The 11,798-nt window shown below is 71.9% G+C and carries 15 protein-coding genes and 2 tRNA genes; 3 read left to right on the forward strand and 14 right to left on the reverse strand.

Going from position 1 to position 11,798, the window contains the following annotated elements:
* Window positions 1-12: 12 nt before the first annotated feature.
* The 4 genes from murA to leuC all read right to left on the reverse strand — a co-directional run bounded on the left by murA (window position 13) and on the right by leuC (window position 4,259).
* Complete coding sequence (murA, locus tag AC38ZX_RS14885; protein WP_491295024.1) at window positions 13-1,341, reverse strand: UDP-N-acetylglucosamine 1-carboxyvinyltransferase; 1,329 nt, start codon at window positions 1,339-1,341, stop codon at window positions 13-15.
* An 83-nt stretch (window positions 1,342-1,424) separates the two neighbouring features.
* Window positions 1,425-2,069, reverse strand: a complete 645-nt coding sequence (locus tag AC38ZX_RS14890; RefSeq protein ID WP_491295025.1) for an HU family DNA-binding protein — start codon at window positions 2,067-2,069, stop codon at window positions 1,425-1,427.
* A gap of 49 nt (window positions 2,070-2,118) precedes the next feature.
* Entirely contained in the window at window positions 2,119-2,784 is a 666-nt protein-coding gene (gene leuD / locus AC38ZX_RS14895; RefSeq protein WP_491295026.1) for a 3-isopropylmalate dehydratase small subunit, read from the reverse strand.
* Window positions 2,785-2,804: 20 nt separating this feature from the next.
* A complete protein-coding gene (gene leuC / locus AC38ZX_RS14900; RefSeq protein WP_491295027.1) occupies window positions 2,805-4,259 on the reverse strand; it encodes a 3-isopropylmalate dehydratase large subunit in 1,455 nt (484 codons plus the stop codon).
* A gap of 106 nt (window positions 4,260-4,365) precedes the next feature.
* Between leuC and AC38ZX_RS14905 the strand changes: the two genes are divergently transcribed.
* The gene (locus AC38ZX_RS14905) at window positions 4,366-5,085 is read left to right on the forward strand and encodes an IclR family transcriptional regulator (RefSeq protein ID WP_028046824.1); all 720 of its coding nucleotides are present in this window, start codon (window positions 4,366-4,368) and stop codon (window positions 5,083-5,085) included.
* A 2-nt stretch (window positions 5,086-5,087) separates the two neighbouring features.
* Window positions 5,088-5,324, forward strand: a complete 237-nt coding sequence (locus AC38ZX_RS14910; RefSeq protein ID WP_426592706.1) for a hypothetical protein — start codon at window positions 5,088-5,090, stop codon at window positions 5,322-5,324.
* 59 nt (window positions 5,325-5,383) lie between these two features.
* Here AC38ZX_RS14910 and AC38ZX_RS14915 read toward each other — a convergent pair.
* The 6 genes from AC38ZX_RS14915 to AC38ZX_RS14940 all read right to left on the reverse strand — a co-directional run bounded on the left by AC38ZX_RS14915 (window position 5,384) and on the right by AC38ZX_RS14940 (window position 8,282).
* Window positions 5,384-5,456, reverse strand: a tRNA-Glu gene (locus AC38ZX_RS14915).
* A 100-nt stretch (window positions 5,457-5,556) separates the two neighbouring features.
* Window positions 5,557-5,628: transfer RNA gene (locus tag AC38ZX_RS14920), tRNA-Gln, on the reverse strand.
* 139 nt (window positions 5,629-5,767) lie between these two features.
* Window positions 5,768-6,223 carry a DUF6912 family protein gene (locus tag AC38ZX_RS14925; protein ID WP_491295028.1) on the reverse strand — a complete coding sequence of 152 codons (456 nt, stop codon included), beginning with the start codon at window positions 6,221-6,223 and terminating at the stop codon, window positions 5,768-5,770.
* 129 nt (window positions 6,224-6,352) lie between these two features.
* Complete coding sequence (locus AC38ZX_RS14930) at window positions 6,353-7,612, reverse strand: CpaE/TadZ family protein (protein WP_491295029.1); 1,260 nt, start codon at window positions 7,610-7,612, stop codon at window positions 6,353-6,355.
* A gap of 1 nt (window position 7,613) precedes the next feature.
* On the reverse strand, window positions 7,614-7,907 hold the full coding sequence (locus AC38ZX_RS14935) for a hypothetical protein (protein WP_491295030.1): 294 nt from the start codon (window positions 7,905-7,907) through the stop codon (window positions 7,614-7,616).
* A 63-nt stretch (window positions 7,908-7,970) separates the two neighbouring features.
* Window positions 7,971-8,282 (reverse strand): hypothetical protein, encoded by a 312-nt coding sequence (locus tag AC38ZX_RS14940; RefSeq protein WP_491295031.1) that lies wholly within the window; start codon window positions 8,280-8,282, stop codon window positions 7,971-7,973.
* Between the two features lie 118 nt (window positions 8,283-8,400).
* Between AC38ZX_RS14940 and AC38ZX_RS14945 the strand changes: the two genes are divergently transcribed.
* Window positions 8,401-8,610, forward strand: coding sequence for a helix-turn-helix domain-containing protein (locus tag AC38ZX_RS14945; protein WP_426592710.1), 210 nt, complete (start codon window positions 8,401-8,403; stop codon window positions 8,608-8,610).
* Window positions 8,611-8,638: 28 nt separating this feature from the next.
* Here the strand turns inward: AC38ZX_RS14945 and AC38ZX_RS14950 are convergent, their stop codons facing one another.
* From AC38ZX_RS14950 to AC38ZX_RS14965, 4 genes are all read right to left on the reverse strand, one after another.
* Window positions 8,639-9,166 carry a hypothetical protein gene (locus AC38ZX_RS14950; protein ID WP_491295032.1) on the reverse strand — a complete coding sequence of 176 codons (528 nt, stop codon included), beginning with the start codon at window positions 9,164-9,166 and terminating at the stop codon, window positions 8,639-8,641.
* Window positions 9,167-9,331: 165 nt separating this feature from the next.
* Complete coding sequence (locus AC38ZX_RS14955) at window positions 9,332-9,478, reverse strand: FMN-binding protein (protein WP_491295033.1); 147 nt, start codon at window positions 9,476-9,478, stop codon at window positions 9,332-9,334.
* Between the two features lie 507 nt (window positions 9,479-9,985).
* Window positions 9,986-11,194, reverse strand: coding sequence for a ferredoxin reductase family protein (locus AC38ZX_RS14960; RefSeq protein WP_491295034.1), 1,209 nt, complete (start codon window positions 11,192-11,194; stop codon window positions 9,986-9,988).
* Window positions 11,195-11,370: 176 nt separating this feature from the next.
* Window positions 11,371-11,643: a hypothetical protein gene (locus AC38ZX_RS14965; protein ID WP_491295035.1), complete on the reverse strand. Its 273-nt coding sequence runs from the start codon at window positions 11,641-11,643 to the stop codon at window positions 11,371-11,373.
* Between the last annotated feature and the right edge of the window lie 155 nt (window positions 11,644-11,798).

An 11,798-nucleotide genomic window follows, 5' to 3' on the forward strand; every position in this document is an offset into this window, starting at 1 on the left:
ATGCTACCGGGCTCACGCGGGCGTGGGCTCGCGGCTGAACTGCGCGCCGAGCGCCTCGAGCTTCTCCGTGAACCGTTCGTACCCGCGGTCGATCAGGCTGATGCCACGCACCGACGACGTCCCCTTGGCGGTGAGCGCGGCGATCAGGTGGCTGAAGCCGCCGCGCAGGTCCGGCACCTCGATGTCGGCGGCGCTCAGCGACGTCGGGCCCGAGATGACGGCCGAGTGGTAGAAGTTGCGCTGCCCGAACCGGCACGGCCGGCCGCCCAGGCACTCCTTGTAGACCTGGATCGTCGCGCCCATGCCGACCAGGGCCTCGACGAACCCGAACCGGTTCTCGTAGACCGTCTCGTGCACGATCGACAGGCCACGCGCCTGCGTCAGCGCGACCACGAGCGGCTGCTGCCAGTCGGTCATGAACCCGGGATGGACGTCGGTCTCCAGCTGGATCGAGCGCAGGTCGCCGCCCGGGTGGAAGAACCGGATGCCGGCGTCGTCGACCGCGAACTCCCCGCCGACCTTGCGGAACGTGTTCAGGAACGTGGTCATCTCGGGCTGCGTGGCGCCGCGCACATACACGTCCCCGCCCGTGGCCAGCGCCGCGGCGGCCCACGACGCCGCCTCGATCCGGTCCGCGAGCGCCGTGTGCTGGAAGCCGACGAGCCGGTCGACGCCCTCGATGCGGATCACCCGGTCCGTGTCGACGGAGATGATCGCGCCCATCTTCTGCAGGACGTTGATGAGATCCATGATCTCGGGTTCGATCGCCGCATTGGCCAGCTCGGTGATGCCCTCCGCGCGCACGGCCGTCAGCAGCAGCTGCTCGGTGGCGCCGACGCTCGGGTAGGGAAGAGCGATCTTGGTGCCCTGCAGCCGCCGCGGCGCACGGATGTGGATGCCGTTGTCGGTCTTGTCCACCACGGCGCCGAACTGCCGCAGGATGTCGAGGTGGTAGTTGATCGGCCGGTCGCCGATCCGGCAGCCGCCCAGGTCCGGGATGAACGCCTCGCCCAGCCGGTGCAGCAGCGGCCCGCAGAACAGGATCGGGATGCGGCTGGAACCGGCGTGCGTGTCGATGTCGGCGACGTGCGCCGACTCGACGTCCGTCGGGTCCAGGTGCAGGGTGCCGGCCTCCGCATCCGCGTCGACCGTCACGCCGTGCAGCTCCAACAGGCCCGTGACCACCGCGACGTCCCGGATCTGCGGCACGTTGCGCAGCACGCTCGGGGTCTCCCCCAGCAGCGCGGCCACCATCGCCTTCGAGACGAAGTTCTTCGCCCCGCGGACGGTGATGTCTCCCGACAGGGCGTTGCCCCCGTCGACGTACAGCAGATCGTTCATCGGGTCATCGTCTCCCACCGGCCCTCGGGCAGCCGAACCGGGTCCGTCGCGTCGCCGCAGCGCCCGCGCGCCGCGTCGCGGGCCTACTTCTTCTTCTTGGTGTCCTTGGACTTGGCGGCCTTCTTCTTGCCGACGGGCGCGACCTTCTTGGAGCTCGCCTTCTTCGCCGCAGCAACCTTCGTCGCGGCCTTCGTCGTCGCGGCCTTCTTCGTCACCTTGGCGGACGCGGCCTTGGCCTTCTTGGACGGCGACGACTTCGCCGCAGGTGCCGACGCCTTCGCGGATGCCTTCGCCGGTGCCTTCGCGGGGGCCTTCGTGGGCGCAGACGTCGTCACCAGGGCTTCGGCTACCGCCGCGAGCCCGCCGACCGGCGTGCCCGACAAAGGGGAAAGCTCGACGTTCGCGCCGGACGCCACGCGCGAGCGCAGCGTCGCCCCCGGGTGGAACCGCGCCACCGTCGTGGCCGCGACGGCGATCGACGCGCCGGTCTGCGGGTTGCGGGCGGTCCGCGCGGCGCGGGGGGCGGACTCGAACGTGCCGAACCCCGTGAGCGTCACGCGCTCACCTGCCGCGAGAGCGGCGGTGATCTCGTCGAGGACGGCGTCGACAGCGCTCGTGGCCGCGGACCTGCTCCAGCCGCGCGCAGCGATGCGGTCGGCGAGTCGGACTTGCCAGGCATGGTCGTCCCTTCCGTCGGCCGACGACTGCCCGTCGGGCTCGCTGCCCACCGTAACGATCTGCGGCGGGTCCGCAGTGGGGACCCGCCGCAGACCGGCGTCAGGGCTTGCGACCGATCTCGACCGGGACGCCCACCGGGCGCGCGGCGACGATCTCGACGGGCGGGAGGTGCTTGGCGGGCAGGGTGGCGGGACGCCACGACTCGCGGGACGCCTCGAACGCCGAGATCTCGTCGGCGTGCTCGAGCGTCAGGCCGATGTCGTCGAGACCCTCGAGCAGGCGCCAGCGCGTGTAGTCGTCCACCTGGAACGGCACCACGACGTCGTCGCAGGTGATGGTCTTGGACTCGAGGTCGACCGTGATCTCGGTGCCCGGGCGGGTCTCGAGGATCTTCCAGATCAGCTCGATGTCCTCCTGCGACGCCTGCGCGGCGAGCAGCCCCTGCTTGCCCGAGTTGCCGCGGAAGATGTCCGCGAAGCGGTTCGAGATGACGACCTTGAACCCGTAGTCCTTGAGCGCCCACACGGCGTGCTCGCGCGACGAGCCGGTGCCGAAGTCGGGTCCGGCGACGAGCACCGAGCCGGCCTTGTAGGCGTCCTGGTTCAGGATGAACGCGGGGTCACCGCGCCAGGCGGCGAACAGCGCGTCCTCGAACCCGGTGCGCGTCACGCGCTTGAGGTAGACGGCCGGGATGATCTGGTCGGTGTCCACGTTGCTGCGTCGCAGCGGGACGCCGACTCCGGTGTGCTGGCTGAACTTCTCCATGGGTCTTCTCGCTTCCTGGGTCAGACCGTCTGGAGGTCGGTGAGAGGGCTGCCGTCGGGTGTCGGGACGCCGGTGGCGAGGTCGGAGTACGACGACAGCGTGCCGCGGATGGCGGTGGCCGCGGCGACGAGCGGCGACACGAGGTGCGTCCGTCCGCCCTTGCCCTGGCGGCCCTCGAAGTTGCGGTTGGACGTCGACGCCGAGCGCTCGCCCGGGGCCAGCTGGTCGGGGTTCATGCCCAGGCACATCGAGCAGCCGGCGTTGCGCCACTCGGCGCCGAAGTCCAGGAAGATCTTGTCGAGCCCCTCGGCCTCGGCCTGCAGGCGCACGCGCGCCGACGCCGGGACCACGAGCACGCGGACGTCGTCGGACTTGTGCTTGCCCCGGACGACCTTGGCCACCGAGCGCAGGTCCTCGATGCGGCCGTTGGTGCACGAGCCGATGAAGACCGTGTCGACCTTGATCTCGCGCAGCGGCTGCCCCGGCGTCAGGCCCATGTACTCGATGGCCCGCTCGGCGGCGACGCGCTCGTTGGCGTCGGCGATGTCCTCGGGGACCGGGACGCTCGCGGACAGCGGCAGCCCCTGGCCCGGGTTGGTGCCCCAGGTGACGAAGGGCTCGAGGTCCTCGGCCTTGAGGACGACCTCGACGTCGAACTCGGCGTCGTCGTCGCTCTTCAGCGTGGACCAGTACGCCACGGCGGCGTCCCAGTCGGCGCCCTCGGGCGCGTGCGGGCGGCCCTGCAGGTAGTCGAACGTGGTCTGGTCGGGCGCGATCATGCCCGCGCGGGCGCCGGCCTCGATCGACATGTTGCAGACCGTCATGCGGGCTTCCATCGACAGCGCGCGGATGGCCTCGCCGCGGTACTCGAGCACGTAGCCCTGACCGCCGCCGGTGCCGATCTTGGCGATGATCGCCAGGATGATGTCCTTGCTGGTGGCGCCGGACGGCAGCGCGCCGTCGACGGTGATCGCCATGGTCTTGAAGGGCGCGAGCGGCAGCGTCTGGGTGGCGAGCACGTGCTCGACCTCGCTGGTGCCGATGCCGAACGCGAGCGCGCCGAACGCGCCGTGCGTGGACGTGTGCGAGTCGCCGCAGACGACGGTCAGGCCGGGCTGCGTCAGGCCGAGCTGCGGGCCGACCTGGTGCACGATGCCCTGGTCCGCGTCGCCGAGCGAGTGGATGCGCACGCCGAACTCGGCCGCGTTGTTGCGCAGCGTCTGGATCTGCGTCCGGCTCGTCTCGTCCGCGATCGGGCGGTCGATGTCCAGCGTCGGGGTGTTGTGGTCCTCCGTCGCCAGCGTCAGGTCCGGGCGGCGCACGGGACGTCCGGCGATGCGCAGACCCTCGAACGCCTGCGGGCTCGTGACCTCGTGCACGAGGTGGAGGTCGATGTAGAGCAGGTCGGGTGCACCGTCGGTGCCTTGCCGCACGACGTGCGCGTCCCAGACCTTCTCTGCCAACGTGCCGGCCATCTTCTCGGTCCGTTCTCTCGTCGTTCTCTCATCCGGGAGTGTGGATTTTCCCGGCTCTCCGATCGTCGTACTTGCATCTCAGCCTTCGAGACGCCAATATCGACCTATGGACAACTCTAGCGGAGTCGGCGTGCTGGACAAGGCCGCATCCGTTCTCAGCGCCCTCGAGGCCGGTCCGGCCACCTTGGCGCAGCTCGTCACTGCCACCCATCTTGCTCGCCCGACGGCCCACCGGCTGGCCGTGGCCCTCGAGCACCACCGGCTCGTCGCCCGCGACATGCAGGGTCGGTTCGTGCTCGGACCGCGCCTGTCGGAGCTCGCGACGGCCGCCGGCGAGGACCGCCTGCTCGCCGCCGCGGGTCCCGTGCTGGCCGCGCTGCGCGACCACACGGGCGAGAGCGCACAGCTCTACCGCCGCCAGGGCGACCAGCGCATCTGTGTCGCCGCGGCCGAGCGGCCGATCGGCCTGCGCGACTCGATCCCGGTCGGCGCGACGCTGACGATGCACGCCGGTTCGGCCGCGCAGATCCTGCTCGCCTGGGAGGAGCCCGACCGCCTGCACCGCGGGCTGCAGGGCGCCAAGTTCACCGCGACGATCCTGTCCGGCGTCCGTCGTCGCGGCTGGGCCCAGTCGGTGTCCGAGCGCGAGGTCGGCGTCGCGTCGGTCTCGGCGCCGGTGCGTGGACCGTCCGGGCGCATCGTCGCCGCCGTCTCGGTGTCCGGACCGTTGGAGCGTCTGTCCCGCCAGCCCGGTCGGCTCCACGCCGCCGCGGTCGTCTCGGCGGCCAACCGGCTGACCGAGGTCCTGCGCCGCACGGCCGACTGACCGTGGCCGTCCGAGGTCCGGCCGCGGCCCGTCGCCGGCAGCGTCGGCGCGCGGCCCTGTGGTCGTTCGTCGGCGGGTTCGTCGTCGGCGCCGTGGCGAGCCTCCTCGGAGGTGGCGACGTCATCGCGGCGATCCTGGTCGGCGTGTTCGCCGGGCTGCTCTGCGCCGCGGTCGCCGCGCTGATCGTCGTGCTGCTCCCGACGACGTCCGGCGGCGGCGGACCGCCCGGCCAGCACTGACCCGGTGCAGCCGGATATACGACAAAGGCCCGGTCACCAGGACCGGGCCTTTCTCTACGTACCCCCGACCGGATTCGAACCGGCGCTACCGCCGTGAGAGGGCGGCGTGCTAGGCCGCTACACAACGGGGGCCTATACGCTGCGTGACCCGAAGGCCCCGCGTGCGAGTGAACACTTTACCCGATCCACCTCGGTGGATCGAATCAGCGGTGCAATACCTTGCTCTGCTGAGCTGGGGTACCAGGACTCGAACCTAGACTAACTGAACCAGAATCAGTCGTGCTGCCAATTACACCATACCCCATGGGGGTATAACGCCCGGCGCTCGCCGGTCGCCTGGCGGGGCGGACCTACGTGCGGCCGGACGTCGTACCGGCGGTGAACACTACCCGGTCGCGGAGGCAGGGTCCAACCAGCCCCACGGCGGGTGACCAACGCCACGCTCAGCGCGGGATCGCGCCCAGCTCGGTGGCGTCGTACCAGAGCAGGTCACGCTCGTCGAGGCGCTCGATCGCGGCATCGTCGCCCGTGATCGCGGCGTCCACGTCGGCGCCCACGCCCGGCTCGTCGACGTGCACGCACGCGATGTCGTCCCGGTCGACGGCCCGCAGCAGGTCGAGCGCGCTCGGCACCTCGTCGTCGTCCAGCAACGGGCGCACGTCGTCCGGCGACACGTCGACCGACACCACCAGCCGCGCGCGCGGCGCGTCGGTGAGCTCACCGAGCAGGGCCAGGGAGTCGTCGGCGGCCGCGAGCTGCGCGGCGAACTCCAGTCCCTCGTCGTCCTCGTCGGGGAACATCGCCCGCAGCGCGGGCGTCACGGCGTGCACCCGCCGCGGTGTCAGCGGGCCGGCCGCGGGCTCGATCTGGTCCAGGGTGGCGGGAAGGTAGATGCGCACCCGCCCAGTGTGCCGGGTCGCGCCTCACGGAGCGTGCCTGCCGCCCCGCTGCCGACCGGACCCGTCGCGGAACTCTCGTCTCCACCACGCACGGACGCCGGCTTGGGCGCTGGTCGAGATTGCCATGCGTCAGATGACCTCGGCCCGGACTCTCGCAACGTCGAGCGACTGGCTGAGCAGCGCGTCGATGCGGGCGGCGATGCCGGCGATCGCCCGACGGGCCGGTGAGCCCGGGGCGACCTCGCGCAGCGTCCGAGCCTCCAGGAGCGCGGCGTCGAGCGAGGGTCGGTCGTCGGGGACCAGGTGTGCGTCCGTCACGCCGGCGTACCGCGCGAGCGCCTGCTGGACCGCGTCGCCCGGCCGCGAGCCTGCCGCGGACGCGCGCACCCGGTTCACCAGGACCATGCGCGTGCCGCCCAGGCCGAGGTCGGTGAGCTCGCCCAGTCCCCGCACGAGCCGCTGGATGCCGACCGGGTCGCCCGAGCCGACCACCAGCACGACGTCCGCGGCCTCGAGGGCGCTGAGCGTGGCGGCGTTGCGACGCGGGGCGCGCGTGTCGTAGCTGAGCAGCTCGTCCTGCTCGAGGTTGAAGCCGCAGTCGATCACCGTCCACTCGCACAGCGAGCGAGCGACGGTCCAGACGGCGTCGAGCGACGACGACGGCAGCTCGGGCCACCGGTCGGCGCGCGAGATCCCGGACAGCACGCGCAGGTCGGGGGAGATCTGCGGAGTCAGCCGGGCGAGCGCCACCAGGTCGAGCCCGCCCTGCCCGGCCGCGCGCGCCGCCGCCGCCAGGCCGGGGGCCTCGTCGAGCATCCCCACCACCTGTGCGACGCACCCGCCGTAGGTGTCGGCGTCGACGAGCAGGGTGCGGCGACCGGCGGCGGCCAGCTCGGCCGCGACGTTCACGGCGACGGTGGTCCGCCCGGGCGCACCGGTGGGACCCCAGACGGCGACGACGAGCCCGGCCGCCGGCCGACGGACCGGCACGTCGTTGGGTTCCTGCACGGCCGGGGTGCCCACCGCGTCCAGGATGGCCAGCGCCTCCCGGACCACCGAGCCACCGGCGTCCTCGTCCTGCGGCTCCATCACGACGAGGTCCGCGCCGAGGGCCGACAACCGCTCGCCCAACCACGGCCGCGTGACGTCGCCGACGCCGACCACTCGCACGCCGGCCCGGTGCAGGAGCTCGACAGCCTCCCGGTCGAGCAGGTCCAGGTCGCCCGAGACGACCGCCAGCCGCCCCAGCCCCGCCTCGGCGGCGGCGAGCAGCTCGGTGAGGTCCGCGCACCGGCGTGTGACGCTCAGCCGACCGCCCGTGCGCTCGACGGCCTGCACGATGATCGACTCCGCGGAGCCGTGCACCGCGCAGAGCACCCCGACCGTCACGTCAGCCTCCCGTGCCGGGGACGGGCACGACGTCGAGGGTGCCGTCGGCAGCGAGCGCCGCAAGGATCTCCGGCAGCTGCGCACTGGGCACCAGGACCTGCACCTGGGTCCCGCCGCCCACGCTGAACGCACCGTCCTGCGTGGTCACCTGCGCCACGACCAGGTTGGTCGCCAGCTGATGCGGCGTCGTCGGGACCGCGTCCACCTCGTTGCCGGTCGGTGGGGTGGGCGTGAACCACACGTCCACCTGGGCGCCCTCGGTGACGTCCTGGGACGGCGTGTGCTCCAGCGTCACGGAGACCGGTCGCAGGTCCAGGTCGCCGGCGTCCCCGATCGCCGACGCCGGGACAGCTCACCCCTACCGACCACCCGCACCACGACGGCGTCGGTCAGGGGCCGGTCCGCACGCAGGTAGTGGTTCAGGTTGACGGTGCCCAGGCGGACCTCGACCACCGAGAAGCTCGCCGGCCTCGAGCCGGTCCCCCGGTACCAGGGCGCCCCGGGACACGTACACCGGCACGGTCGCCTGCGCCGTCCGCACCACCCACGACCCCAGCAGCACCGACGCCGCCACCATGGCGACGCCCGCGAGCAGCCTCGGGTCGCGCCAGCCCGGCCGACGCAGCCGCGCCGCGACCGGCGCGGGCAGATCGATGACGCTGCTGTCCATGACTCCCCCTGATCGTCGGCAGACCTCTGCATCCTGCCGCGCCGAGCACCCCCTGCGGGCGAGAACGGTGCATTGTGGACAAACCGGTTCGGGCGCCGGTGCGTGCCAGACTGCGGTCATGCCCTCGCGGTTCCTGACCCTCGCGGACGTCACCGAGGTCCTCAACATCTCGGCCCCGCAGGCCTACGCCCTCGTGCGCTCCGGCGAGCTGCCCGCCATCCAGATCGGCGGCCGCCTGCAGTGGCGCATCGAGTCCGCGGAGCTGGAGAAGTACATCCAGCGCATGTACGAGGAGACCCGCGCCCGCAACTCCGCCGACGCCGGCTGACCGGACGGCGACCGGCTGTGGCCGACGGTCAGGCCTCGTGCACCGCGCGCAGCCCGTCGAACGGCACGGCCCACGTCGCCGGTCGTCCCGCCGCGCCCAGCTCCGCGACGTCCAGATGGTCGGCGCCGACCCGGTCGATCCGACCGACCACCTCGACCCCGCGCGCACTGACCCGCACGCCCACCCGGTCGCGGGCAAGCGCCCGTAGCACCTGACCGAGCCCCAGCCGCGACTCGACGAGACCCGGCGCCGGGGCGGCGTCCGGCGCCAGCCCGTCCACGGCCGCGATCGCCGACAGCGGCACGAGGCTGCGCCGGGTCGACGACGTCGCCAGGAGCAGCCACTCCGGCGCGCCTTCTACGACGGTCCCCGTGATCGCCTCGTGGACGCCCAGCCGCACGCGCACGGTCTGCCCCACCGAGGCGCGCACCCGGGCGGCCAGCGTCACCGATGCCCGTTCGGCACGGGCGAGCTCGGCGACCTCCGCGCGTACGTCGGCGAGCCGGCTCGCAGCCAGCTGGGCCTCCATGTCCGCGAACAGCTGCTCCCACCGCATCCGAGCACCGTAGGGGACAGCCCGCGCAGACACCTCAGCTGGCGGCCCGATCTTGATCGTGTTGAGTTGCCGCAACATCCCCCGACTCAGTCTGGCAAGGCGTTCGCGTCCGAGCGGGCCTGCAACCCTCCCCGCCGCAGGCCGTGCCCGAGTCTGCGGTGCGAGTCAGCCACGGTGATCGATCGCGAACTGCAGCGACTTCTTGTAGCCCGCCGATGTGTACGTAGCCCCAGAGACAGCGTCGATGTTCGCCGAGCCGGCCGTGACGGCCTCCTGGATGAGGATCGGCAGCGCGTGAGCGTTGATCTGCACGCTCAGAGCACGGAGAGCTCGGCGACTGCAGCACCTTGACGGAGCTGATCGAGGTCCCGGTGAACGTGACCGCGACCTGCAGTGGCCCGTACGGCGTGTTGACCTGCTCGCCGGTGACCGTTACCGGCCCTTCCGGCGGGGCTGCGATCGTCGGGACTGCGGGCGGTGCCGTGACCTGGGTGGACGTCGTGCCGCTGCCCGCCTGGCCCTTGGCCGCCGGAGTGGACGGGACGGGAGCCGGGGCCACGGGAGCCGCCGGCGTCGTGCTCGTCGCCGCGGGAGTCGTCTGGACGGGAGCGGAGGCTGTTGGTGCCACGCTCGTCATGGCCGGCGCCGCCGTGGCCGCGGGGACGGGAGCAGCGGCAACAGGTGCTCGGGTCGATGCCACAGCCTGCGCGACGGCGTTGGCTGACGCGTCATCAGCCCGGGCGATCTTGCCGGTGAGAGTCAGCGCGATAGCAAGGACAGCGAGTCCGTACAAGGCGGTTCCGCGCCCGCGTCGCGTGCTCATGCCAGGCTCAGCTCCTCGGTGTGGATGGCGGACCGCGGCACGCCGAGCGCCCGCAGTGCTCGGACGACGGTCGTCGTCATCCCTTCGGGCCCGCATATGAACACGTCTCGCCGCTTGACATCGGGGACGAGCAGACCCAGCCGGTGCGGGCTCAGTGGGTCGTAGCCCAGCTCCACGCGCCGGCCCGGCAGCGGCACGTAGCGCAGACGGTCGACCTCCGTGAACTCGCCGGAAAGTGCGAGGTGGTCCGCAGAGTGCGCGCGGTGCACGACGACCACGTCACGACCTCCGCTGTAGAGGTGCTCCGCGAGCGCCCGGACGGGACCGATGCCTGCGCCGCCCGCGACCAGGAGCACGCGCGAGGAGCGCGCGCGCTCGGCGGTGAACCGGCCGAACGGGCCTTCGAGGAACACCCAGGTCCCGGGGCGCAGGCGCCGGACCGCACGGGAGTGGTCCCCTAGCGCCCCGATGGTGAAGCGGACCCGTCGATCCGCAGGCACGACGGACAACGAGTAAGGATGCGCGGTCAGCAGGTGGCCGCGCGCCAGGAAGCGGACCAGGAAGAACTGACCCGCCGTCCCGCCGAGCACGTCCACGTTGCGTCCGTGAAGCCAGACCGAGGTCGTCCCGGCGGCCTCCCGCACCACCTGCTCGACGCGCATGCCAGAGAACGCGAACCGCACGGCCGGCACCAGTGCCCGGTACCAGATGACGGCAGCCGCGGTGGCCGCATACAAGGCGATCCAGGCCGCACGGGCCATCGGGCTGCGCGCCAGGTGGGCACCAGCGGAGACCTGGTGGAAGAACGCGAGGAACACCCCGCCGTACACCGTGAGATGGATGAGGAACCACCACTCGTAGGACAGTCGCCGGCGGAACACCCGCGCGCCGGACATGCCGACGACGACGAACACCGTCGTGCCCGCCAGCGCGGTGAGCATGTCCGGGTAGGTGCGGAGCATCACCATCACCTCGTCCCAGGGGGTGGCGTTGTCGACGAACATCCCGCCGACCACCATGGCCAAGGCATGACTCACTACCAGCAGCACGACGGACGTGCCGAGCGACCGGTGCCACGAGACGAGTCGGTCGAAGCCGACTGACCGTTCGAACCAGGGCACCCGGGCAACCAGCAGCAGCTGTGCCACCACCAGGAACGACCCGAGCAGTCCGGCGAGCTTCCCCGAACGCCAGCACAGCACCACCCGGCGTCGTCACCGCACCAGCTGGCGTACCCAGCCACCACCAGCCGAGCAGCGCCACGCAACCGATGACCAGCGAGGTTCGCACGGGGAACCGCCCGCGCTTCGGCTGTCCAGAGGCTCGGTAGGTCGTACGGCGCTGCGCCGGCGGGCCTTCCACGGTCGTCATGACGGCAGGGTCACACCCAAATCTCGGAGAATTCTCCGTGGCGCCGACCTTCTGCCTCCATGTCGGCCCGGGACACGCTCAGGACGGGCAGGACGGCCGACACACCAGGTTGCCGTTCCGACCTGACAGAACGGGCGTTCTCGAACGAACCCGCAGGCCACAGGCCATGAGGGTTGCGGGCGATCGTCGCCGCGTCGTCCTCAGCGGCCTCGAGGTAGACGATGTGCCGGTCCGTGGCGTGCTCTGACGCTGCGACGTCGCCGTCCGGCGTGTCGGCGACCATCGTCTCGACGCAACCGCCGACGAGCCGGCCGGCTGCCAGCCGGCGATCATGCCGAGCTTCGCTGCAGGCGCGGACGGTCCTGCAACTCGGCAGACAGATCACCCCTGGACCAGATCACCCCTGGACAAGGTTCGGACATTCAGGTACATCTATGA

The organism is Cellulomonas sp. McL0606, from assembly GCF_058248365.1.

What these genes read in the sequence shown, in the direction of transcription:
- AC38ZX_RS14950 (WP_491295032.1), bottom strand. Translation starts at nt 9,166, where the DNA reads ATGCGGTGGGAGCAGCTGTTCGCGGACATGGAGGCCCAGCTGGCTGCG.
- AC38ZX_RS14905 (WP_028046824.1), top strand. Translation starts at nt 4,366, where the DNA reads ATGGACAACTCTAGCGGAGTCGGCGTGCTGGACAAGGCCGCATCCGTT.
- AC38ZX_RS14940 (WP_491295031.1), bottom strand. Translation starts at nt 8,282, where the DNA reads ATGGACAGCAGCGTCATCGATCTGCCCGCGCCGGTCGCGGCGCGGCTG.
- leuC (WP_491295027.1), bottom strand. Translation starts at nt 4,259, where the DNA reads ATGGCCGGCACGTTGGCAGAGAAGGTCTGGGACGCGCACGTCGTGCGG.
- AC38ZX_RS14965 (WP_491295035.1), bottom strand. Translation starts at nt 11,643, where the DNA reads ATGGTCGCCGACACGCCGGACGGCGACGTCGCAGCGTCAGAGCACGCC.
- murA (WP_491295024.1), bottom strand. Translation starts at nt 1,341, where the DNA reads ATGAACGATCTGCTGTACGTCGACGGGGGCAACGCCCTGTCGGGAGAC.
- AC38ZX_RS14945 (WP_426592710.1), top strand. Translation starts at nt 8,401, where the DNA reads ATGCCCTCGCGGTTCCTGACCCTCGCGGACGTCACCGAGGTCCTCAAC.
- leuD (WP_491295026.1), bottom strand. Translation starts at nt 2,784, where the DNA reads ATGGAGAAGTTCAGCCAGCACACCGGAGTCGGCGTCCCGCTGCGACGC.